The organism is Pseudomonas sp. TMW22080, assembly GCF_022496745.1.
Taxonomy (GTDB): Bacteria; Pseudomonadota; Gammaproteobacteria; order Pseudomonadales; family Pseudomonadaceae; genus Aquipseudomonas; species Aquipseudomonas bubulae.
On the sequence record NZ_SCFF01000003.1, the window covers coordinates 521,996 to 545,518 of the forward strand.

Annotated in this window: 15 protein-coding genes; 4 read left to right on the plus strand and 11 right to left on the minus strand. The window is 58.9% G+C overall.

Annotated elements, in window-relative coordinates:
* Positions 1-19: 19 nt before the first annotated feature.
* The 4 genes from EQV96_RS12690 to EQV96_RS12705 all read right to left on the minus strand — a co-directional run bounded on the left by EQV96_RS12690 (position 20) and on the right by EQV96_RS12705 (position 4,209).
* Complete coding sequence (locus EQV96_RS12690) at positions 20-928, minus strand: LysR substrate-binding domain-containing protein (RefSeq protein ID WP_217902873.1); 909 nt, start codon at positions 926-928, stop codon at positions 20-22.
* Positions 929-967: 39 nt separating this feature from the next.
* Positions 968-1,843 carry an alpha/beta hydrolase gene (locus EQV96_RS12695; protein ID WP_095001589.1) on the minus strand — a complete coding sequence of 292 codons (876 nt, stop codon included), beginning with the start codon at positions 1,841-1,843 and terminating at the stop codon, positions 968-970.
* 181 nt (positions 1,844-2,024) lie between these two features.
* On the minus strand, positions 2,025-3,431 hold the full coding sequence (locus EQV96_RS12700; protein WP_240882142.1) for an ATP-binding protein: 1,407 nt from the start codon (positions 3,429-3,431) through the stop codon (positions 2,025-2,027).
* Between the two features lie 19 nt (positions 3,432-3,450).
* A complete protein-coding gene (locus EQV96_RS12705) occupies positions 3,451-4,209 on the minus strand; it encodes a response regulator (RefSeq protein WP_095001591.1) in 759 nt (252 codons plus the stop codon).
* A 184-nt stretch (positions 4,210-4,393) separates the two neighbouring features.
* Here EQV96_RS12705 and EQV96_RS12710 point away from each other — a divergent pair, with 184 nt between their 5' ends.
* Together EQV96_RS12710 and EQV96_RS12715 are read left to right on the plus strand one after the other, a co-directional pair.
* The gene (locus tag EQV96_RS12710) at positions 4,394-6,628 is read left to right on the plus strand and encodes a TonB-dependent siderophore receptor (protein WP_240882086.1); all 2,235 of its coding nucleotides are present in this window, start codon (positions 4,394-4,396) and stop codon (positions 6,626-6,628) included.
* Between the two features lie 413 nt (positions 6,629-7,041).
* Positions 7,042-8,205 (plus strand): type III PLP-dependent enzyme, encoded by a 1,164-nt coding sequence (locus EQV96_RS12715; RefSeq protein ID WP_095001593.1) that lies wholly within the window; start codon positions 7,042-7,044, stop codon positions 8,203-8,205.
* A gap of 37 nt (positions 8,206-8,242) precedes the next feature.
* Here the strand turns inward: EQV96_RS12715 and EQV96_RS12720 are convergent, their stop codons facing one another.
* From EQV96_RS12720 to EQV96_RS12735, 4 genes are all read right to left on the minus strand, one after another.
* The gene (locus EQV96_RS12720) at positions 8,243-9,256 is read right to left on the minus strand and encodes an alpha-xenorhabdolysin family binary toxin subunit B (RefSeq protein WP_095025461.1); all 1,014 of its coding nucleotides are present in this window, start codon (positions 9,254-9,256) and stop codon (positions 8,243-8,245) included.
* Between the two features lie 15 nt (positions 9,257-9,271).
* Positions 9,272-10,537 (minus strand): alpha-xenorhabdolysin family binary toxin subunit A, encoded by a 1,266-nt coding sequence (locus EQV96_RS12725; protein ID WP_240882087.1) that lies wholly within the window; start codon positions 10,535-10,537, stop codon positions 9,272-9,274.
* 155 nt (positions 10,538-10,692) lie between these two features.
* Positions 10,693-11,454 carry a tetratricopeptide repeat protein gene (locus EQV96_RS12730; protein ID WP_095018272.1) on the minus strand — a complete coding sequence of 254 codons (762 nt, stop codon included), beginning with the start codon at positions 11,452-11,454 and terminating at the stop codon, positions 10,693-10,695.
* A 3-nt stretch (positions 11,455-11,457) separates the two neighbouring features.
* Entirely contained in the window at positions 11,458-12,138 is a 681-nt protein-coding gene (locus tag EQV96_RS12735; RefSeq protein WP_095001596.1) for a Fe2+-dependent dioxygenase, read from the minus strand.
* A 218-nt stretch (positions 12,139-12,356) separates the two neighbouring features.
* Between EQV96_RS12735 and EQV96_RS12740 the strand changes: the two genes are divergently transcribed.
* Complete coding sequence (locus tag EQV96_RS12740) at positions 12,357-14,657, plus strand: TonB-dependent siderophore receptor (RefSeq protein ID WP_095001597.1); 2,301 nt, start codon at positions 12,357-12,359, stop codon at positions 14,655-14,657.
* Positions 14,658-14,775: 118 nt separating this feature from the next.
* Positions 14,776-17,322 carry a sulfite reductase flavoprotein subunit alpha gene (locus EQV96_RS12745; protein WP_178102597.1) on the plus strand — a complete coding sequence of 849 codons (2,547 nt, stop codon included), beginning with the start codon at positions 14,776-14,778 and terminating at the stop codon, positions 17,320-17,322.
* A 349-nt stretch (positions 17,323-17,671) separates the two neighbouring features.
* On the opposite strand, the gene EQV96_RS12750 is transcribed toward EQV96_RS12745, so the two are convergent.
* Genes EQV96_RS12750 through ptsP form a run of 3 tightly spaced genes read right to left on the minus strand, consistent with a single transcriptional unit; the run spans position 17,672 to position 23,222 of the window.
* Positions 17,672-19,408 carry a PTS fructose-like transporter subunit IIB gene (locus EQV96_RS12750; protein WP_240882088.1) on the minus strand — a complete coding sequence of 579 codons (1,737 nt, stop codon included), beginning with the start codon at positions 19,406-19,408 and terminating at the stop codon, positions 17,672-17,674.
* A gap of 11 nt (positions 19,409-19,419) precedes the next feature.
* On the minus strand, positions 19,420-20,361 hold the full coding sequence (pfkB, locus tag EQV96_RS12755) for a 1-phosphofructokinase (protein ID WP_240882089.1): 942 nt from the start codon (positions 20,359-20,361) through the stop codon (positions 19,420-19,422).
* The gene (gene ptsP, locus EQV96_RS12760; RefSeq protein WP_095026378.1) at positions 20,361-23,222 is read right to left on the minus strand and encodes a phosphoenolpyruvate--protein phosphotransferase; all 2,862 of its coding nucleotides are present in this window, start codon (positions 23,220-23,222) and stop codon (positions 20,361-20,363) included. Before ptsP ends, pfkB begins: the two co-directional genes overlap by 1 nt.
* Positions 23,223-23,523: the final 301 nt, after the last annotated feature.

Consider the following 23,523-nt stretch of genomic DNA (forward strand, 5'->3'; position numbering starts at 1 on the left):
AGCGCCCTCACGGCAGAGGTCACAAGCGCCCCAACTGCTTCTGCAAAAACTCCACACACACCCGCAGCTTGCCCGAGTTAGCCAGCCGTGTCGGGTACACCGCCCACACGTCAGCGCTTTGCCAGTAATCAGGCAGTACCTGCACCAACCTGCCCTGTTCCAGCAGTGGCCTGACATCCCACATCGAGCGCAGCAACACGCCACGCCCGTCCAGTGCCCACTGCAACACTATCTCGCCACTGTTAGACGACAACGGCCCGCTGACGCGCACGCTGGCTTCGCCTTCCGGGCCTTGCAGTTGCCAGATACCAAACGCGTTGTCGCGCTCTTTAAGCACCAGGCAATCGTGCTGCCCCAGGTCTTCCAGATGTTGAGGTACACCCCGGCGCTTGAGGTAGTCAGGGGAAGCGCACAACACGCGATTGTTGGTCACCAGCCGGCGCCCGATATGCTGGCCCGGAATGTCATCGCCCACATGAATCTCCAGATCGAAGCCTTCATGGACGATATTCACCACTCGATCAAACACGTCGAGGCGAATCTCCAGCTCGGGGTACTGCTCGGCCAGCAACGAAATGGCAGGCGCCACATGGTTGCGGCCAAAACCGAAAGTACTGCATACGTGCAAGCGTCCACGCGGGGCCGAATGCGCTTCGGACAGCTCATCCTGTAGCTGCTGAACATCATCCAGAATCCGTACCGCCCAGCGCTGCACCCGCTCGCCGTCATCGGTCAGCGCGATACGGCGGCTGGTGCGATGCAGCAAGCGACTGCCCAGGGTAGTTTCGAGAATTTGAATACGTTTGCTGACATAGGCTGGAGACAACCCCAGCTCTTCTGCCGCTGCGGCAAAGCCACCTTTGCGCACCACCGTGAGGAAGACCCGCAGGTCTTCAGGCAACGGCGCACTGTATTTTATTGGCGGCATGGTCATGAGCGGCTTGGCGGCAAGAGCGTACAGAATAGCTCAGCGCAGAAAAGGCAGCACATGTTCAAGCAGCAGTTCAGGGACTTCTTCGGCAATGTAGTGCCCGGAGGGCAACGCCTGGCCACGCACATCGGTCGCGACTTTCTGCCATTCGCCAAGCGGGTCGAAACAACGCCCCACCGTGCCCTCCGCGCCCCACAACAGCAACACGGGCATATTCAAATACCGACCCGCGGCAATGTCCTCGCGGTCATGCTCAAGGTCAATCCCGGCGCTGGCACGATAGTCTTCGCAGATCCCTCGCGCCGCGCCCGGCAGTTTGATGCAGCGCACGTATTCAGCCAGCGCTTGGGCCGTAAACGGTTGCAAGCCCGCACTGCGGCTGCCCATCACGCTGAGCAGGTACTGTTCAGGATCGGCCTCGATAAGGCGTTCAGGCAACGGCGCCGGGCGAATCAAGAAGAACCAGTGCCAGTAAGCACGGGCAAAGGCCTCATTGGTTTGCGCGTACATAGCCAGCGTCGGCGCAATGTCGAGCATGACCAGGCGGGTAATCGCCTGCGGATGGTCCAGCGCCAGACGATGGGCAACTCGCGCGCCACGGTCATGGGCCAGTACCGAAAACTGCTCGAAACCCAGGCTGCTCATCAGCCTCAGCGAGTCACGGGCCATTTCACGCTTGCTGTAGTTGCTATGGTCGGCTACCGCTTCGGGCTTTTCACTGTCACCGTAGCCACGCAAATCGGCCACGACCACTGTGAAGTGCTCGGCCAATTGCCCGGCAACCTTGTGCCAGATCACGTGCGTCTGCGGGTGCCCGTGAATCAACAGCAACCCCGGCCCGTGACCGCCGACCCGGAAGGCAATCTGCACGCCATTGACCTGGCGCTGTACTGTGTTAAAACCGGCGAACATGAGGCTGCTCCTTCTAATGGTCAGCCCATGCTAGAGCTCCCAGATTCGGCGACAAGGGCCAAACCGTGGCGGCTCGATTCATGAAGTGTGGTACATCAGCTCGGCATCAAGGTCGGTGACTCAAATAGATCTCTCTACCCCCGGGTCAAGGCTTTTGAAGTTCCGACGTGTTGAGTTGCTCTCAAGCCTTTGCCTGAGCGCTTGCGCCCTCACCCTCCCTGAGCGGCAAGAAAATACAGGCGGTCAAACCTCCCCCTTCACGATTGCCAAGCACCAGGCTGCCCTTATGGCTGACGGCAATACGCCTGGCGATACTAAGCCCCAGTCCAAAACCGCCAGATTGATCATTGCGTGAGGTATCCGCACGTACGAACGGATCGGTGACTGAATGCAGAACAGATTGCGCTATACCAGGCCCGCGATCATTGACTCGCAACGTCACACCGCTTGACGAGCGCTCGACCTCAATCGTTATTTCCCGGGCATAGGCCTGCGCGTTCACCAGCAAGTTCTGCAAGCAACGGTGCAGCAACACGCCGTTTGCGTAGAGCATCCCGCCCCGGCCGCTGACTGGCAATGGCTCGGCGGGTGTCGACAACTCGGTACACAGGTTGCGCAATACGCTGTCGAGATCAATAAACTGGCATGTGTGTTGGTTGGCACTCTGCAGATAGACGAGTACCTGAGTAATCATCTTGTCCATTTGATAAATGTTTTGCTTCAAGCGCTCACGCTGATCGAGATCGCTCAACCGCTCAATGCGTAAACGCATGCGGGTCAACGGCGTTCGCAGATCGTGGGACACTGCCGCCAGAAAAAAACTCTGGTCATTGACCATCGCGACAATCTGTTTCTGCATGGTGTTAAACATCTGGGCGGCCTGGCGGACTTCCAGAGGCCCTTCAATCGCCAACGGCGTCTGATCAAGGTTATCGCCCAACGCATTCGCGGCGTCACTGAGCCGTTTTAGAGGGCGCAGGCACAGTCGCACAGCCAGCCAGCACATCCCGATGACGCCGATAATGCGCACCACATAGACCCGCAGAATGTAGTCGGCAATTAACGCCCATGCTGACTCGCCGCTCCAGCCCTGCAACTCGTGCCCCTCGATACTCAACCAATGACCATCGGCCAGGGGCACCGCGAAATCCACATGGGCGGTGGCCGTTTGCAGGCCAAAAAGGCTGCGCCAGACCAGCGGCTGACCGGATGCATCGGTCAGGTCGACCTCTATCATCTCAACCGCTGGCGCATAGCCCAACTCATACGCCAGTGCCTGTTTCAACAGCAAAGCCGTGCGTCGGGCCGCGCGATCATTGCCGGGTTGAGTATCGGGTTTCGTGGCCAGGCACCTGGCCGTGTAATTGGCCGGTGCTGTCTGGGGTTGCCCCGCAATGCAACTGTCTTGGTTAATCAATTGTGCCGTTCGGCTGGCCATCAACCGGACAGGCGCTTCGAGGACTTGCGCATAGCGCACATCGAACCAGATGCTGCTCGACAACAATTGAATAGCCAGCGTGCCGCTGACCAGAATCAGCGTCAGTTGGCCGAACAGGGTTTTGGGCCACAGGCGCATCACCCCCCGCACCAGAGCATTGCGCACCTGGTTAAACCGCCGCTTCAGGGCTGTAGACACTTAGCAGGTAACCTTCATTACGCACGGTCAGTATCTGGACGTGCCCCTCCTTGAAATGCTGGCGCAGACGGCTGATGCACATGTCGATCGAGCGGTCGTCGGGCGAGTATTCTCGTCCCATCGCACTGAGTGTCAATTGATCACGCGACAACACTTGTTCACGGGCCTGGAGCAAATCACGCAACACCCTGAAGTCGGAGCGCGGCAAGGTCAGGGTCTGGCCACCCGGGGTGTGTAACAGGCGCTTTACATAATCGAGGCGATAGCCGACGAAGTCGCGGTGGGTCGTGACCGGGCGATCCGCGATGGGCTCGGCCCGTGCTTGCCGGCGCAGCACCGCCTTGATTCTGGCCACCAGCTCACGGGGCTCGAAAGGCTTGGTCAAATAATCGTCGGCACCAACCTCCAGGCCAATGATGCGATCCAGCGCTGATCCCTTGGCGGAAAGCATGATCACGCTAAGGCCGGGGCGCGATTGAAGCTGGCGACACAGACTCAGGCCGTCTTCTCCCGGCAGCATGACGTCGAGCACGACCAGATCGACAGCCTGGCGCTCCAACTGCGCCCACATCTCAAGGCCATCGGCTGCTGCCAGCACATGGTCGCCGTTCTCACTCAGGTAATCACATAACAACTCGCGAATTTCATCATCGTCATCCACCACCAACAGCGTTTTGGCGGCCACGGGAGGTTTTGACGTGGGTAAAACATGGCGCTCATTACATTCCATTACATACCCACACATATCCGTAATAGTGCCTGGCGGCGTGATACCTAAAATGCTACCAAACATTATCTGCAAATACGAAGTATTACCAATGACAACGCAGGGCATGATGACGGATCTCTCAGCACGACCTTTGATGCTAACCACCCCGGCTCGCCGAAATGCACCCCGCAACCAGGCCGCGCTCATGGCCGCTATCAGCCTCAGCGCCATGGTCGGCTTGGCCAGCCAACCGGCAATAGCGGGGACGATTGAACTGGACACCCTGAATGTCGAAGGTACCCAGCCATCAGCCGATGAAAACACCGGCCAACTGGGTTACACCGTCAAGAGCACCACCAGTTCCACGGGCATGAAACTCACCCCGCGCCAAACGCCACAATCGGTCACCACCATCACCCAGGAACAAATGGCAGACCGCCAGATCACCAATATCGAGCAAGCGCTGGACAGCGCACCCGGCGTCACCATGAGCAAGTCAGAAGTGGGCGGACGCACCGAGTACCGCGCACGCGGCTATCCGATTACCAACTGGAAAACCGACGGCCTGCAGTTTCAGGGCGGCTCGGACTTCAGTGGCGCAGGCAGCTCGCTGAACATGGATATGTACGAGCGTATCGACATCGTACGCGGCGCCAATGGCCTGCTGGGCGGCACCGGCGACCCATCGGCCACCGTCAACCTGATCCGCAAACGCCCTGGCTACGAGTTCGGCGGCAGTGCATACGCCACCTATGGCAGTTGGGACAAGCGACGCCTGGGCGCTGACCTGAACCTGCCCTTGTCTGAAGATGGCCGATTGCGCTCTCGCCTGGTCATGACGCAAGAGGACGCCAACTCTTTCCGCGATCAACAGTCCGAGCGTTCGCGGGCCGCGCTGGCCAATGTCGAGTTTGACCTGACGGATGCCACGACCCTCGGTGCCGGCTATCAATATGAGTACTACAAGATCGTGGGCGGCGGCTGGGGCGCGAACATCCCTATCTGGTACGGCGATGGCAGTAAAACAAGCTTGCCGCGCAGCACCAACGTGGTGCCCAGCTGGAGTTTTGGCGAGTACACCACGCGTACAGCGTTCGGCTCGCTGGAGCATCGCTTTGATAATGACTGGACGCTCAACGTCAAAGCGGCGCAAAGCACCACCGATGCGTTGAATCACCGCGGGCTGGCCAAGGTCAACTCCATAGGTGGCGGCGCATTCGGCGGTTACTGGAACCAGGATGGTAGCGGGGCCATTCTCAATGGCCTGCACAGCTCCACCGACACGACCCAGCAATCGGCACAAGTCGACGTGACCGGACCTTTCAGCCTGTTCGGACGCACCCACCAGGCCATGTTCGGCTACAACGACAGTCGCACCGTCGCCTGGTCACCTCAATATCGTTGCAATATGGTCAGCGATGACCGCACCAGCCCTAGCGCGCTGGGGTGCCAGTTCCGGGCAAACAACGGTTTCCCGATTACCGACTGGCACAACGGGGTCGATAGCGACTACCGGATCAACGCTTACAAAACCGGCCTGCACAGCAAAACCACCACCCGCCTGCAAGGCATGTATGCGGCCACCCGCCTGAGCATTACCGAGCCGTTGTCGGTGATCCTGGGCGCGCGCATCAGCGATTACAGCAGCACCACGGTGTCGACCGCCGGAGTGCGCAGCAATCAACAACAAAACGGTATCGTCACGCCTTACCTGGGGGCGGTGTATGACCTCAACGACACCTACTCGCTGTACGCCAGCTACACCGATATCTTCAGCCCGCAAAGCGAAGAAAACGCCAGCGGCAACAAGCTCGAGCCGATTCGCGGCCAGAGTTATGAAACCGGTATTAAAGGAGAATGGTTTGACGGTCAGGTCAATGCGCAAGCTGCCTACTTCCTGACCCGCCAGGAAAACAAGGCAGTGACCGATGGCGCCAACCTGACGCCCACCGGAGCCCAGGCCTACACGACCGGCACCGGCGTAGAGACAGAAGGTATCGACCTCGAAGTCTCCGGCGCGTTGACGCCCAACTGGAATGTCTACGGTGGCTACACCTATCTGCACTTTCGTCGCCTTAACGCCGACGGCCAAAGTGACCCGTCGCACCTGTTCAAGGCTTCAACCACCTACCGCCTGTCGGGTGCTCTTGATCGCTTGACCGTGGGTACCGGTGTCACCGCGCAAACCAGCATTCGCGCCACCTCTACTCCGGCAGGCATTCCCACAGACGGTGTAAGCCGCGGCCCCACCGATGTGACCTGGGCAGGTTATGCCATCTGGAGCGCAATGGCCAAATACGACCTCACCGAAGATACGGCCGTTACCTTGAACGCCAACAACCTCTTCGACAAAACCTACTACACCCGCTACGGCTTCTACGCTGGCGCCATATACGGTGATCCGCGCAGCCTGTCGTTGACCTTGAGTACTGCATTTTGAGACCTGGCCTGTTCCTTCCCCCAAGGTAAGCCCTGCTTCAACATGCAACTACCGAAGCCCGCCCAATGGCGGGCTTCGTCTGTTTGGCAACGGCCAAAAAAGCCACCGGGGGAACATCACACCGTCATCAAGGTCGGTTACTTAAATGGCTCACTTTGGCCCCACGACGAAGGCTTATAAAATTGCGACATTTTTTGTTGATCTAAGCGCAGTCACGCCCTAAAGTTCGCGCCGAACATCCATGCTGGAAACGATCCATCCGGCTCAAGTACTGACGACGAGACAGCAAGGTCCATTTACCTTATTTGCTTTCGGCGGACATGCCTTGGGAAGTAGGCGAACCAAAGTGGGGATACGGAGGATGTTCAGCTGCACCCATTTATTGATGACGTTTGCCACAGGAGTTCCCCAGCATGTCGATCCAGGTCGAAGACTATTACGCGCGCGACACCTTCAACAAAATGAAGGCGTTCGCTGACACCCAGGAAACACCGTTTGTGGTGATCGATACCGCCATGATCAGCAAGGCTTACGATGACCTGCGCGCAGGCTTCGAATTCGCCAAGGTGTATTACGCGGTGAAGGCCAACCCGGCCGTCGAAATCATTGATCTGCTGCGCGACAAAGGTTCGAGCTTCGATATCGCGTCGATCTATGAGCTGGATAAAGTCATGGACCGCGGCGTCAGCCCGGACCGCATCAGCTACGGCAACACCATCAAGAAATCCAAAGACATTCGTTATTTCTACGAGAAAGGCGTGCGTCTGTTTTCCACCGACTCCGAAGCCGACTTGCGCAACATTGCCAAGGCCGCGCCGGGCGCCAAGATTTACGTGCGCATCCTTACCGAAGGTTCGACCACCGCTGACTGGCCTCTGTCGCGAAAATTCGGCTGCCAGACCGATATGGCCATGGACCTGCTGATTCTGGCCCGTGACCTGGGTCTGGTGCCTTACGGCATTTCGTTCCACGTAGGTTCGCAGCAACGTGACATTAGCGTGTGGGACGCAGCCATCGCCAAGGTCAAGGTGATCTTCGAGCGTCTGAAAGAAGAAGACGGCATCGTCCTCAAGCTGATCAACATGGGCGGCGGCTTCCCGGCCAACTACATCACCCGTACCAACAGCCTGGAAACCTACGCCGAAGAAATCATTCGTTTCCTGAAAGAAGACTTCGGTGACGACCTGCCAGAAATCATTCTGGAACCGGGCCGTTCGCTGATTGCCAACGCAGGCATCCTGGTCAGTGAAGTGGTTTTGGTCGCGCGTAAATCGCGCACCGCCGTCGAGCGTTGGGTGTATACCGACGTGGGCAAATTCTCTGGTCTGATCGAAACCATGGACGAAGCCATCAAGTTCCCGATCTGGACTGAAAAGAAAGGCGAGATGGAAGAAGTGGTCATCGCCGGCCCAACCTGTGACAGCGCCGACATCATGTACGAAAACTACAAATACGGCCTGCCCCTGAACCTGGCCATCGGCGATCGCCTGTACTGGTTGTCGACCGGTGCCTATACCACCAGCTACAGCGCCGTTGAGTTCAATGGCTTCCCGCCGCTGAAATCGTTCTACCTGTAACAACTGGCCCCCCGCGCAAGCGTGCGGGGGGCAGCCCCTATCGGCTGATGTGCCGTAAGAAACGCAGAAAACCCGCCAGCTCTGCCGAGGCTTGCACCATCGAGTGCTCATTTGCATCAATGGCTGCATTGACCCGAGCGGAAAACACGGTCAACCCGTTGGCAATCCGCTTCATGTTGTCGACCCAGTACGCCCGCGCCTCAACCAGCTCTGCGTGACGCCTTATTTTTTCAGCGCGCTCCTTGAGCACGCGCCTGTCTGACTTGTCCCTGGATTTACGCATGCTCAAATCAGCCAGTTTGTCGGTGATTTTGTTGCGTGCTTCAATCAGCGAAAACATCCTGTACCCACTGTCAATAAAACCCAGGTACTGCGTTATACGCTCAATGGCGGCAGTCACCACATCCGCCTCGACCTTTCCCACTGCAGCTGTTGTCACAAGTACCTGAATTTGTTCAATACCAGGCAGCAAATCCCTTGCATGATCAAGCCAGGTCCTGGACTGAAGGATCTCCAGAGCCGCGACGACAACCTGTTTGTCCGCACGCAATTGATCTTCTTCCAGTTGCAGCGTAATCGCCTGTTGCTCCAGTTCATCCAGCCTGGCCACGTCATACGCCAGCAGCGGATCGGAATAGTGTTCGAGATTCAGTCCCTCGCCTTCGGCAGTACGCAATGCTATTTGCGCTTTGGCCGCCGCAACAGCACTCACCAGGCGCCGGCTTCGCTGAGTGAAAGTTTCATTCAGAATATGGATTGCAGAGGTGCGAGCCTCTGGTGTTAATGGGCCATGAGTGTGAATGGCTGCCCATTGTTCCGCCAGTTCATCAAAACCCGCACTGTCCACCATTACTTCAAGGCTACGCACCTTGTCGACAATACTGCGCGCACCACGACTCAAGCATCTGGCCGCCAGGCTTAAACGCTCCTGCAACGATGGAATAAAATCGTATTCATGACTGACCGCCACAGCATTAAACTTTTTTAGCCCGCTGAAAACACCTGGCATATCAGGGGTTTCATACTCCACTTCATCGACGCCCGCATTCATATTGTGACTTCCTTTTCAAATACGCTTTTCAATAATCTCATTAAATGCATTGGATATTTGCACGCTGTAATCCTTAACACGCTTCCACGGATTCAGCAGCTGTGCAAAATCAACTTTAAGTTTGTATAAGCGACCAAAAGAATCCACGTACCCCAATTCATGATCAACTTCATCCAGGTAGTTACTGATATAGCTCCATACTTGCGCCAGACGCTTGGCGCCCTCTTCCGCTCCCAGCATGCGACTGCGCAAGTCGGTAAAACGCTGCTGGGTGGCATCCAGCACCATCGCGAGTTGCTCTTGCTCCTGGCTGCCTTGCCTGGCAATGTCACGCTCGGCAATCAGTTTGTTTTTTCGTGTGCGTATTGCTTCGGCCTTTACCCCGAATATCCCGCCTGTGACAGCCAAGCCGATAGGCCCCAGAAAAATCCCTGAGTGCCCGTACAAAACCTGAGACCTGTAATCCCTTATCAATCGCTCGATTTCGCTGTCCAGCTCTTTGATGCGCGCAGTCAGTGTTTCACGGTCCCTGGAAAGGCCCGCTTTGGCATAGGCATCCAGTTTGGCATTGACTTCATGAGTCAATTCATCGGACAGGACGCGCTCAAACTCGGCCGCCAATGCCCCCACTGCGTAGGCTCTTTTTATATAGGACTCGGTGCTGCTTTTGATCGACTTTACATGTTCGCGCATGATGGTGACTGCCTTGAGCTCTGTAGAGCTAAGCCCATCAGCCAACTGCGCGGTTTCCGCGGCCGTCAGATCGTCCAGCCCACCAGAGAACAGCCGATCGGAATCCAGCCTGTTTATTAACTCAATGATGCCATTGGCATGGGTAATGAAACTGTCCGAGAACCGGTTCAGTTGGCGAGCAAGTTCCTTTGTTTCCCGCTCGAGCGCCGACCAGCTGCCGGCATGCTGCACGACGCGTTGATGAAAAGACTGAATACTGGCGGGTTCTAGCCCCGGAACACTTGTAGTGTCCAGACCAAACCAGGCCACAATCTTGTTGTAATCCACGGGTAACTTGCGTGATTCACTCACATAGGCTCGAACACTGTGAATATCACTGCGCCGGATAATAAAACCCAATTCTTCCTTTGAAACAGCGGAATCTTTTTCACCGGCCAGCATTTGAATATAATGCGATGGCAAATAGATAGCCGCTTCCAGAACGCTCATTTTCTCAAGCGATCTGGCCTCCTCAGCACTGTTGCTGAACGCCTTATTATCAACCTGCATATTAATTCCCTTTAAAAAATGATCCTGTTCGAACAGCATCACTTCTCAAAGAGCATCCATCAATAACCGAACTACCCGAGTACCTGTAAGACCGGGACAAAAATAAAAATGAATAATTACCCGAATAAACAGTTATTGGCTAGGACACGCTTGAAAGCCGCGTACGAGCATTAACTTTGACGGTGTAATCACGGTCAGCCGTTGTTGCCCTGCAAGGCATCGATACGCACTTGCCAGGCAGCGCTCAGTGCCCGGATACGGGGTTCCCGAGCCTCTAGCAGGGTGCCCAGGGTCACCCGCAAGAAGTTCAGATTGCCGCCATTCAGGGCACGCTCGAACCAGCGCAACGCGTCATCAATATTGCCGTCTTCGGCCAGTACCGAGGCATGGCTGAACTGGCCACGAAAATCACCGCCGCGTGCCGAGCGCTCGTACCAGAGACAGGCCTCGGCTTTGTCGGCCGGGCAATGCTCGCCTTCTTCGAGGTAACGCCCCAGCAGGTTCATCGACTTGGCATGGCCCGCCTGTGCCGCCACCCGGTACAGCTGGTACGCCGCGTTCTGGTCTTGGGTTACGCCGCGACCGGTAGCGAGCAAGTTGGCGTAGTTGTAGAGCGCCCAATCCAGTCCAGCTTCAGCGGCTTGTCGATATTCCAGGCTTGCCAGGGTGCAGTCGACGGGCCCGCCCCAACCATGCTCCCAGCAGCGACCCAGCATGTTGCGGGCCATCAAGTGGCCGGCATTGGCCGCAATCTGAAACCAGCGCTTGGCCAGCACCGGGTCGCGCTCGATGCCCTGGCCGTCGAGCAGGATCTGCCCCAGCAACGCCTGACCATCGACGATGCCCTCTTTGGCCGCCATCAAAATGGCCTGGGCCGCTTTGGCCGGGTTCTCGCTCAACATGGCGCTCAGCTGGTCACCATTGAGTACTTCTTCGCGGCGTAATTGAAAGCTCATGAATTACACCTCGGCCCAGCGACGCAACAGGTTGTGATAAGTGCCGGTGAGCTGGATCAGCGATGGATGATCAGGAACGTCACGGGTCAGTTGCTGGATCGCGCCGTCCATTTCAAACAGCAACGTGCGCTGACTGTCCTCGCGTACCAGGCTCTGAGTCCAGAAGAACGACGCAAAACGTGCCCCACGGGTAACGGCATTGACCTTGTGCAAACTGGTACCGGGGTACAAGACCATATCGCCAGCAGGCAGTTTGACCTGCTGCACACCATAGGTGTCCTGAATCACCAGTTCGCCGCCGTCGTACTCCTCGGGGTCACTGAAAAACAGGGTCGCCGACAGATCAGTACGCACCCGTTCAGGGCTGCCCTTGGGCTGGCGCACGGCATTGTCGATATGGAAGTCGAAACTGCCGCCCCCGGTGTAGCAGTTCACCAACGGCGGGAAGACCTTGTGTGGCAGGGCCGCCGACATATACAGCGGATTTTTCCACAGCCTGTCTACCATCGCCGCGCCGATCTCCTTGGCGAGGGGATGGTCTTCGGGCAGTTGCAGATTGTGCTTGGCCTTGGCCGATTGAAAGCCGGCGGTGATTTTACCGTCAGCCCATTGCGTCTGCTGCAGCGCCTCACGGATGCGCTGCACCTCTTCACGGGAGAACAAGCCGGGGATATGCAGCAACATGACGCAATACCTGATAGCAAAGGGATGGCAATGGTATTGATTCTTATTGTCTGTGTAAAACTTTGTTAAGAGACCTGTAGACGAACGAGTGTGAAAAAACCGTAAAGGCAATTTGTAAAGAATGTAAATTCAGCGCAAATAGTAATGCCTCTCAATTGATAGTCAGAATTGTTTGCCATATATTTCGCGGCTCAAATTCTGGGGGAAGGGATCTTCAAATGTCGCGCCAACAAATAAAAATACCCGTCAGCTCACCGCGTTTACTGGCTTCGGCCATCGGTGTCGCGATTACCGCGACCTCGGCAGGCCATATGGTTCAGGCTGCCGAGAGCACTGACAGCAAGGCACAGGGCAGCAGTATTTCCCTTGGCGCGACCACGGTTACCGGTGAACAGACCGAGCAGTCTTATCAAACCGAAAAAGCCAGCTCCCAAAAATACACAGCGCCCCTGGTAGATACCCCGCGCTCTGTCACCGTGATCCCACAGCAAGTGCTGCAGGACACCGCAGCCACTTCGCTGCAGGATGCATTGCGCACCGTACCGGGCATCACCTTCGGCGCAGGCGAAGGCGGCAACCCACAGGGCGACCGTCCATTTATCCGTGGTTTTGACGCACAATCCGATATGTACCTGGACGGCGTGCGCGATGCTGGCGGCCAGACCCGGGAAATCTTCGACATCGAATCGATCGAAGTCAGCAAAGGCCCGAACTCCACCTTTGGTGGTCGTGGCTCGGCTGGCGGCAGCCTGAACATGGTGAGCAAGACCGCCAAGGCGGGTGACTTCCTCAACGGCGGCTTCACCTACGGCTCCGACCAGACCCGCCGCTACACCCTGGATGTAAACCGCCAGTTCCTGGACACCGCAGCGTTCCGCCTGAACCTGATGAGCCACGAGCAGAATGTCGCTGGCCGTGAGTCGGTCAACTACGACCGCTGGGGCGTAGCGCCATCGCTGACCTTCGGCCTGGGCACTGAAAACCGCCTGAACGTCAGCTATTACCACCTGGAAAGCAACGACCTGCCGGACTCGGGCATTCCATACGGCTACAGCAACAGCTCCAAGACCGCTGTTCACGCCCACGACAAACCGGACGATGGCGGCGACAGCAAAAACTTCTACGGCTTGAAAGACCGTGACTTCCGCAAGACCCGCGTGGACATCAGCACCATCTCGTTCGAGCATGACTTCAACGATGCGATGACCCTGAAAAACACCTTCCGTCACGGCAACACCGGCCAGGACTACATTCTCACCCAGCCGGACGACAGCCAGCACAACGTCAACCAGTACGGTACCGTATGGCGTCGCGCCAACACCCGTGTTTCGACCACTGAAACCACTACCAACCAGACCGATCTGTTCGGCAACTTCCAGGTCATGGGTTTCAAGAACAACTACTCCACAGGTGTTGAATTCACTCGTGAAGAGACTCGGGCCAGCGGTTACACCGTGACCCCGAACAGCAACCCCAACTGTACACCGGATAAAGTCGGTAACAGCGGCGGCCAGTGCACCTCGCTGTCCAACCCGAACCCGAACGATGTGTGGACCGGTACTGAAGCGCGTAACTACTACGGCACCAACACCGTGGGTGTGACCAAAGCTGCCTACGTATTCGACACCATCGAGCTTGATCCGAAGTGGCTGTTGAACGCCGGCCTGCGTTACGACGCATTCAGCACCACCGCCAATACCAATGCGGCGAGCGGTCGTACCAAGGCCTCAAACGACAGCCATTTCTTCAACTGGCAGACCGGCCTGGTCTGGAAGCCACTGGATAACGGCAGCGTTTACCTGTCCTACGCGACCTCGGCTACACCGCCAGGCGGCGTGGTGGGTGAAGGCGTTGAAGGCAACGGCCTGGTTGCCCCAGGCAGCACCATCACCAGCGACCTGAAGCCGGAAGAAACCGTCAACTACGAACTGGGCACCAAGTGGGACGTGTTCCACGATCGTCTGTCGCTGACAGCAGCCATCTTCCGTACCGAGAAGAAAAACACTCGCGTCCTGACTGACTCGTTCACCTACGAAAACGCCGGTGAATCCCGCGTTGACGGTCTGGAACTGTCGGCCAGCGGTAAAATCACTGACAAATGGCAAGTGTTTGCAGGCTACAGCTACCTGAAAAGCGAGCTGGTTGATCCAGGCCAGAAAGCCAACCGTAACGGCACTATCAATACCGCAGCGGTCTCGGACAAAGGCAACGAAATGCCGAACACCCCGAAAAACAGCTTCAGCCTGTGGACAACCTATGAAGTGATGCCAAAGCTGACCATCGGCGGCGGCGCGTTCTATGTTGACGAAGTCTACGGCGACACGGCCAACACCGTTTACGTGCCGGCTTACACTCGCTACGACGCAATGGCCAGCTACAAGCTGACCAAAAACATCGACCTGCAACTGAACGTACAAAACCTGACCGACAAGACCTACTACGACAAAGCCTACGCTGCGCATTTCGCCAGCCAGGCAGCGGGCCGTACTGCCCTGTTGACCACCAGCTTCCACTTCTAACTCGAAGTTGAGCTGAACCAGGCCCCGTCCATTCAATGGTCGGGGCTTTTGTGTGTAAAAAGACGTACACGGCATACTGCGCCGTGATGAATTCAATTGAGCAAGCAAGGCGGTCGTTGTGTTTAAGAAAACACTGTTTCAGCTGCACTGGTTTTTCGGCATAACCGCCGGGCTGGTTCTGGCCCTGATGGGGATAACCGGTGCCACGGTGTCGTTTCAGGACGAGCTGCTGAACTTGCTCAACCCTTCAGTGCTCAAGGTCGAGAAACTCGACAGCGGCGTGCTGCCACCGGCCGAGCTGGTGCGCAGGGTCGAGGCCACCGAGGGCAAGCAAGTCGCCATGCTCTGGGTGGGCGTGGACAGCGGCACCGCTGCACGCATCTTCTTCACCCCGCCACCGGGCGAGCGTCGTGGCCAGTTGCGTTATGTTGACCCCTATACCGGTACCTATCAGGGCGAGGCCAACGGCCAGGGCTTTTTCGACCTGATGCTGCAATTGCACCGTTTCCTGGCCATGGGCCAGAGCGGTCGCCAGATCACCGGCGCCTGCACCCTGATGCTGGTGTTCTTCTGCCTGTCGGGCCTGTACCTGCGCTGGCCGCGCCAGGCGCTTAACTGGCGCACCTGGCTGACCCTGGACTGGGCGAAAAAAGGTCGCAGCTTCAACTGGGATCTGCACGCCGTGGCGGGCACCTGGTGCATGGTCTTTTATCTGCTGGCCGCACTGACCGGCTTGTCGTGGTCCTATGAGTGGTACAACCAGGGCCTGCAAAAACTCCTGTCCGATGCCCCGAGCGGCGAGCAGCGCCAGGGCGGCGGTCGCGGCCCCCGTGGTCAGGGCGGGCCAGCCGGGCCAGCTCCGGTCGCCGATTACGATGCCATTTGGGCCAGCATCCAGAAAACCGCCGGGCCTGAGCTGAGCATGTACAACGTGCGTATGCCGCCAGTGGCCGGCCAGCCTGCCACGGTGTTCTACCTGTTGAACACCTCACCCCATGAGCGCGCGTTCAACCAGATTGTGCTCGACCCGGCCACCGGTGCCGTCAAAAAAGTCGATCGTTATGACGACAAGTCCTACAAGGCACAATTGCTGACCAGCATTTACGCGCTGCACACAGGCAGTTACTGGGGCATTACCGGGCGCGTGCTGGTGACCGTAGCCAGCCTGACCATGCCGCTGTTCTTTATTACCGGCTGGTTGCTGTATCTGGACCGTCGACGTAAAAAGCGTCAGATCAAGCAGGCACGCCAGGGTTTTGCCGCTACGAGCAGCGATACGCCGTCCTGGCTGATCGGTTTTGCCAGCCAGAGCGGCTTTGCCGAGCAACTGGCCTGGCAGACCGCCGGGCAATTGCAAGCCGCCGGATTGCCGGTACGGGTGCAGCCCTTGGCCGCCCTGAGCGAAAACGATTTACAACAGGCCAGCAACGCGCTGTTTGTGGTGAGCACCTTTGGCGATGGCGAAGCGCCTGATAGCGCGCGGGGCTTTGAACGCAAGATCCTCGGCCAGCCTCTGGGACTGAACCGCCTCAAGTACTCGGTGCTGGCACTGGGCGATCGTCAGTACCCGCACTTTTGCGGTTTTGCCACGCGGATCCAGCACTGGCTGAGCGAGCGCGGTGCCCAAGCGTTGTTCAGCCCGGTGCAGGTGGACAGCGGCGATGCCGAGGCCCTGCATCAATGGCAACAGCAGCTTAGCCAACTGACCGGAGGCACGCCGAATGCCAACTGGCAGGCGCCTGGTTACAACAACTGGCCCCTGACTGAGCGCAAGCTGCTCAACCCCGGCAGCAGTGGCTCGGGGGTGTACCTGTTGGGGCTCAGCGCGCCTGACACCAACAGCCTGTGGCAGGCCGGTGATCTGGTGGAAGTGATGCCGCGGCAATCGAGCTGGGCGGTTGAGCACTTCCTGGAGGGGCTGGGGCTGTCGGCTGACACTCCGGTGCAACTCGATGGCCTGCAGGAAACTTTGGCTCAGGCCCTGGCTGGCCGACAACTGCCGGAAAATCGCGGCCATCTTGTGGGCATGCACGCCCAGGCACTGGTGGACGCACTGATCCCGTTGAACATGCGCGAATACTCCATTGCCTCGATCCCGCAGGACGGTCTGCTGGAGTTGATCGTACGTCAGGAGCGGCATGCTGATGGCAGCCTGGGCATCGGTTCGGGCTGGCTTACCGAACATGCCGCAGTCGGCTCGGCGATCAGCCTGCGCGTGCGCCGCAACAGCGGTTTTCATTTGCCGGCCGAACCGGTGCCAATGATTCTCCTCGGCAATGGTACCGGCCTGGCAGGGCTGCGCAGCTTGCTCAAGGCTCGGATTGCCCAGGGCCAGCAGCGCAACTGGCTGTTCTTTGGCGAGCGTAATGCCGAGCACGACTTCTATTGCCGCGATGAGCTGCAGGGCTGGTTGGCCAGTGGCGATCTGGCGCGGCTGGATCTGGCGTTTTCACGGGATCAGGCGCAGAAAGTGTATGTGCAGGACCGCTTGCGCGAGTCTGCCGAGCAGGTACGCCAATGGCTGGACCAAGGCGCGGCGATTTATATCTGTGGCAGTTTGCAGGGAATGGCGGCGGGTGTGGATCAAGCGCTGATCGACATGCTGGGGGCAGAAGCGGTAGAGAGGCTGATCGAGCAAGGGCGTTATCGGCGGGATGTGTACTAGTCGGACAAGCTGCTCAGCTCTTGTGGGAGCGGACTTGCTCGCGATGGCATCGCCACGGTTTGCCTGACAGACCCCAGTATCTGCATCGCAGGCAAGCCAGCTCCCACTGGATTTGCGGTGACATTGTGGGAGCGGGCTTGCTCGCGATGGCATCGCCACGGTTTGCCTGACAGACCCCAGTGCCTGCATCGCAGGCGAACCAGCTCCCACTGGATTTGCGGTGACATTGTGGGAGCGGGCTTGCTCGCGATGGCATCGCCACGGTTTGCCTGACAGACCCCAGTGCCTGCATCGCAGGCGAACCAGCTCCCACTGGATTTGCGGTGACATTGTGGGAGCGGGGATTGATTTATGCTTTGGCCGTCTCCAGCGCCATCTCAACCGGCTCCGGACGCTTGATCACCGCGTACACCACCGCCGTCACCAAGCTGCCCGCCACGATCGCCAACAAGTACAGCAGCGCATGGTTGATCGCGTTTGGAATCAGCAATACAAACAAGCCACCGTGCGGTGCCATCAGCTTGCAACCGAAGTACATCGACAATGCCCCCGTCAACGCGCCCCCCACGATGCTCGCCGGAATCACCCGCAGCGGGTCCTTGGCAGCAAATGGAATGGCACCTTCGGAAATAAAGCACAGCCCCAGCACCAGCGCCGCCTTGCCCGCCTCACGCTCAGTCTGGGCGAACTTGCGGCGCGCCAGGAACGTGGCAATACCCAAGCCAATCGGCGGCACCATGCCCGCCGCCATCGTTGCCGCCATCGGTGCATAACTTTGCGAAGCCAGCAGCCCCACCGAAAACGCATAGGCCGCCTTGTTGATCGGCCCACCCAGGTCAACGCACATCATCCCGCCCAGCAATACACCCAGCAGGATGGCGTTGGTGGTGCCCATGCTGTCGAGGAAGTGGGTCAGGCCTTCAAGCATTCCGGCAACCGGCTTGCCCACCACGTAAATCATCACCAGACCGGTAAACAGGCTGGCGAACAACGGGATGATCAAAATCGGTTTCAGCGCTTCAAGGCTTTGCGGCAGACGCGCATAGCGATTGATCGCCTTGGCGCAGTAACCGGCGATAAAACCGGCAATGATCCCGCCGATAAACCCGGCCCCCAAGGTGCTCGCCAACAGCCCGCCGATCATCCCCGGCGCCAGGCCCGGGCGGTCGGCAATCGAGTAGGCGATATAACCCGCCAACAACGGCACCATCAGTTTGAAGGCGGCGTCACCACCGATCTGCATCAGCGCCGCCGCCAGCGTGCCGGGCTCTTTATAAGCTTCAATGCCAAATACGAAAGACAGCGCGATCAGCAAACCACCCGCCACCACCATCGGCAGCATAAAAGAAACGCCCGTCAGCAAATGTTTGTAGACGCCGGTCTTTTCCTGCTTGGCAGGCGCCCCGCCCGCAGCTGCAACGCTCTCCTGCTGGCCTTCGCTCAACGCCTTGTTCAGCGTAGCTTCCGCCTGTTTGAGGGCGATGCCGGTGCCGCAACGGTAGATTTTCTTACCGGCAAAACGCTCAGTAGGCACCTCGATATCTGCCGCCAGCAACACCACATCGGCGTCGCGAATGGCTTCGGCGCTCAACGGGTTGCGCGCGCCTACCGAACCCTGGGTCTCGACTTGCAAGTCGTAGCCCAAACGCTTGGCCGCTTGCTGCAAGGCTTCGGCTGCCATAAAGGTATGGGCCACGCCTGTCGGGCAGGCGGTGATGGCGACGATTTTTGGAGCTTTCTGCGCGTTTTCAACTGCAGCTGTTGGCGCAGGTGCAACGTAGACCTCGGCCTCCTCCACGCCACGCTGCAACACCGCCTCTACATCTTGCAGGGCCTGGGCCGGCGTGCTCTGGAACACACGCTTGCCGATAAAACGCTGCATATCCAGCGGCGTACTGCTGACCAGCAACACCCACTCGGCTTCATCGATGGTCGCCGCCGATAACTGACGTTCAGGGTGCTTGGGGTCGTGGACTTCAACGCTGGTGCTCCAGCCCTGACGCTGAGCCGCCGCATCAAGCAAACGGGCGCACAGCACGCTGGTCACCATGCCGTTGGGGCAGCCCGTCACAATGGCTAATTTCATGTGGATTCCTTTTATTCTTCTGTCAGGGGGCGAACGCGAACGCCGCTTTCGAGCGTCGCCAGGTGCGCTGCATCGCTGATACCAAAACCGATCTGAGTAACGGCCATTGCCGCAATGGCAGTGGCGGTGCGCAGGGTCTGCTCGGGGCTATAGCCGCTGAGCAAACCGTGGACCATACCCGCCAACAGTGAGTCGCCCGCACCCACCGTGCTGGCGACGCTGACCTTGGGCGGCAACGCTTGCAAGGCCGGCCCACGGCTGAACCAGTTCACGCCTTCAGCACCGTGGGAAATCACCACGTGCTCAACGCCCTGTGCCTGCAAAGCGGTTGCGGCTGCAACCTGGGCTGCAAGGTCGCTGATATCGCGGCCCAGCGCATCGCTGAGTTCTTCGGTGTTGGGCTTGATCAACCACGGCCCCGCTGCCAGGCCCTGCTTCAAGGCCTCGCCGCTGGTGTCCAGGACCACTTTCAGGCCCTGAGCCTTCAAGCCCAGCAGCAGATCGTGCAGCCATTGCGGGCTGACGCCTCGGGGCAAACTGCCAGCCACCACGACCGCGTCATGCCCGGGAGCAATGCGCTCAAGGGTATCGAGCAAGGTTTGCTGCGCCTGTGCGCCAACCTGCGGCCCCGGCCCGTTAAGGTCGGTGACGCGGCCATCGTCTTCAGCCAGCTTGATATTGCTGCGGGTTTCGCCCGGCACACGGATAAAGGCATCGACAAAACCGCGACGCTTGAACAGGGCATCGAATGCTTGCGCATTATCCTCACCCAAAAAGCCACTTACCGTCAGCGTGTGGCCCAGATCGGCCAGTACTTGCGCCACGTTCAGGCCCTTGCCGGCAGCATGGGTCAGCATCAGCGGGCTACGGTTAACCTCCCCCGGTGCCAGTTGCCCAAGACGCACGGTCAAGTCCAGTGCCGGGTTGAGGGTGACAGTCAGAATACGGGCCATCAGAGCGCCTCCACCAACGCACGAACTTCATCCGGGCTGCCCACGCTCAACGCTTCGGCGGCCAGGGTTTTCAGACGATCCATGCTCAACTCGCGTACCCGCGCCTTGACCTCGGGGATGCTGCGCGCCGAAACGCTCAGCTCATCCACGCCCAGGCCCACCAGCACAGGCACGGCCAGCGGATCAGCCGCCAGCTCGCCGCACACGCCCACCCATTTGCCGTGGGCATGGGCCGCACGCACGGTGATATCGATCAGTTGCAATACCGCGGGGTGCAAGCCGTCAGCCTGGGCCGACAGGGTCGGGTGGCCACGGTCGATGGCCAGGGTGTATTGGGTCAGGTCGTTGGTGCCGACGCTGAAAAAGTCCACTTCCCTGGCCAGCACGGGCGCCAGCAAGGCAGCCGACGGCACTTCGATCATGATCCCCAATTGCAGGTCAGCCACTGGAATTTCCAGGCGCAAACGCTCGGTCATGTCACGGGCGGCACGCCACTCGGCCACGCTGCCCACCATCGGGAACATGATACGCAGCGGGCGGTTGTCGGCTGAACGTAGCAAGGCGCGCAACTGACTTTCCATGATCTGCGGCCGTTGCAGCGTAAGACGAATGCCACGTACACCCAAAAACGGGTTTTCTTCTTTCTCGATCGGCCAGTACGGCAGCGGTTTATCGCCGCCCACGTCCAGCGTGCGTACCACCAGCGGCCGGCCAGCCAGGCCGTCGAGTACACGACGGTATTCGGCTTCCTGAGTCGCCTCGTCCGGTACTTGCGAATGGGCCATGAAAATCAGTTCGGTGCGCAGCAGGCCAATGCCTTCGGCGCCCTGCTCCACTGCCGTGGCGACGCCCTTGCTCTCACCGATATTGGCAAACACTTCAACCGCATGACCATCCTGGGTCACGGCCAGTTCGTGGCGCTGGGCAGAGGCTGCCAGCAAACGCTGCTCACGGCTGTCGCGCTCCTGGGTGGCACGCTGCAAGGCGTCGGCATCCGGGGAGACGTGCAGGCGACCGCGCTGGCCATCAATCAACAATTCAGTGCCCGGCGCCAGCAGCAGCACCGCTTCGCCCGCGCCAACCAGGGCCGGAATACCGAGCGCGCGGGCGACAATGGCGCTGTGCGCGGTCGCACCACCACGGGCGGTTAAAATGCCTGCCACCCGCGCCGGATCAAGGCGCGCCACATCAGAAGGGCCGACCTCATCCATTACCAGCACATAAGGCTGGTCAGGCTCGGCCGGGGTTTCGACGCCACACAGCTGGGCCAGCACGCGACGGCCGATATCCCGCAGGTCCGCTGCCCGCTCGGCCAGCAGCGCATCCTGCAAGGACTCCTGCTGACGCGCAGCGGCCTCGATCACCGACATCCACGCCGCTTCGGCGCTTTCGCCCTGCTTGAGGCGCGAATCCACTTCATCGGTAAGTTCAGGGTCGTCGAGCATTTCCTGGTGGGTAATGAAAATTTCGCGAATGGCCTTGGACTGGCTGCGCGTAATCAGGCCTTCAATGTCCTTGCGCACTTCGCTCAGGGCTTTTTGCAGACGCTCGCGCTCGACCACGGAAGACTCGCCACGCAGCGGGTAATCGAACGTTTGCAGCACCTGTATATGGGCAGGGCCAATGGCAATGCCGGGCGATGCGGCAATCGCCTGCACCAGGCTGCCAGCCGCCGGGGCGGTAAGCACCGTGGCAATTTCGGCGACACCGGGCACGGCTTCAGCCAACGCCGGCAACGGCTCGACTTCCTCACCCAAACCCGCCTCGACCGCAGCCAGTAGTGCAGGCAGCGCATCGTTGGCGATATTCGGCTCGGCGACAAATTCCAGCACCTGACCGCGACGGGCACCCAGGCTCAGCAGCTTGCTCAAGCTCTTGGCAGATACCGCCGAATCCTGGCCATCGACGATCCGGACGCGGATTTCGCCTTCAAAACTTTTCGCCAGTTGCGCCAGCACTTTGGCCGGCCGCGCATGCAGGCCGTGGGCGTTGGCCAAGGGAATACGGGCACTTGGCCAATCGGCCGGCAGCTCGCCGCCCAATACTTCAAGCACGGCACGGCGGCTGGTGGCACTGCCCAGTTCGTGGCCACGACCGGCAATCAGTAGCGCGCACAAGCGCTCCAGCAAGGCCTGATGCGCTTCGCCAAGGCTGGCCAGGCAGAACAGACCGCTCAGCGGCTGGCCCAGATAGCGCATCGGTTTGTCCGGTGTCACAAACGCCAGCCCCGGACGTTTGACGGTTTGCTCGCTATGCAGCCACCACAGGCCATCGCCCAGCGGCAGCGCATCGACTTGCTGCAGTACGGCAGCAAAGCCATTGCTCACGCAATCTGCCTGGCGCAGCAGACGGGCACCACGCCATACCAGTTCCTCAAAGTCATCGGCAGACACACCCAGGCCGATCATCTGTGCATCCAGCGCCAGCTCCTGTGGTGCGCCCTGCAGCAGTTTAAGCAAGGCTTCGGCGGAGCTGGCGCGACGCAGGGCCTCGCCCAGATCGGTTTCACCCAGGGCACGGGTCAGCAGTTGCAGCAAACGTAAATGTTCGTCGGACTTTGCGGCAATACCGATGGCCAGGTACACCATCTGGCCATCACCCCAGTCCACCCCCTCGGGGAACTGCAACAGGCGCACGCCCGTGGTGAACACCAGCTCACGTGTTTCGGGCGTGCCGTGGGGGATGGCAATGCCCTGACCCAGAAAGGTCGAACCCTGAGCCTCACGCGCTTGCAAGCCACTCAGATAGCCTTCGGCTACCAAGCCATCGGCGACCAGTTTATCGGCAAGCAATTGCAGCGCCGCAGACTTGTCCACAGCCGTCTGGCCCATGGATATCTGCTCTATGGTGAGCTCGAGCATGCGTTCTCCTTTCCGGTACTCAATGGCAACCGGTATTGTTTTGAATTAAGTCAGCTTAGGTCGCTCTTCCCGTGCTGCGTCAGTTGATGCGTGGCAAGCACATCACTGCCGGGTTCGAGGCCTTTAAATGCGCAGGCTGAAACGTTTAATCAAGAATACCCGGCACGTTACTGCATAATTGCCCGCGCTTGAAGTCCAACTTGTCGTATTGCCTGGCGGCAGCGGGTAGATGTCGCAAATAAATACAGCGCACCCATGACAGACGATGGTCGGCTGCCTTTATCGGTTAGGATTGTTCACA

Excerpts from the sequence above, each read along its gene's own strand:
- EQV96_RS12690 (WP_217902873.1), bottom strand. The coding sequence starts at position 928 with ATGCCGCCAATAAAATACAGTGCGCCGTTGCCTGAAGACCTGCGGGTC.
- EQV96_RS12695 (WP_095001589.1), bottom strand. The coding sequence starts at position 1,843 with ATGTTCGCCGGTTTTAACACAGTACAGCGCCAGGTCAATGGCGTGCAG.
- EQV96_RS12705 (WP_095001591.1), bottom strand. The coding sequence starts at position 4,209 with ATGGAATGTAATGAGCGCCATGTTTTACCCACGTCAAAACCTCCCGTG.
- EQV96_RS12710 (WP_240882086.1), top strand. The coding sequence starts at position 4,394 with ATGGCCGCTATCAGCCTCAGCGCCATGGTCGGCTTGGCCAGCCAACCG.
- EQV96_RS12715 (WP_095001593.1), top strand. The coding sequence starts at position 7,042 with ATGTCGATCCAGGTCGAAGACTATTACGCGCGCGACACCTTCAACAAA.
- EQV96_RS12720 (WP_095025461.1), bottom strand. The coding sequence starts at position 9,256 with ATGAATGCGGGCGTCGATGAAGTGGAGTATGAAACCCCTGATATGCCA.
- EQV96_RS12725 (WP_240882087.1), bottom strand. The coding sequence starts at position 10,537 with ATGCTGTTCGAACAGGATCATTTTTTAAAGGGAATTAATATGCAGGTT.
- EQV96_RS12730 (WP_095018272.1), bottom strand. The coding sequence starts at position 11,454 with ATGAGCTTTCAATTACGCCGCGAAGAAGTACTCAATGGTGACCAGCTG.
- EQV96_RS12735 (WP_095001596.1), bottom strand. The coding sequence starts at position 12,138 with ATGTTGCTGCATATCCCCGGCTTGTTCTCCCGTGAAGAGGTGCAGCGC.
- EQV96_RS12740 (WP_095001597.1), top strand. The coding sequence starts at position 12,357 with ATGTCGCGCCAACAAATAAAAATACCCGTCAGCTCACCGCGTTTACTG.
- EQV96_RS12750 (WP_240882088.1), bottom strand. The coding sequence starts at position 19,408 with ATGAAATTAGCCATTGTGACGGGCTGCCCCAACGGCATGGTGACCAGC.
- pfkB (WP_240882089.1), bottom strand. The coding sequence starts at position 20,361 with ATGGCCCGTATTCTGACTGTCACCCTCAACCCGGCACTGGACTTGACC.
- ptsP (WP_095026378.1), bottom strand. The coding sequence starts at position 23,222 with ATGCTCGAGCTCACCATAGAGCAGATATCCATGGGCCAGACGGCTGTG.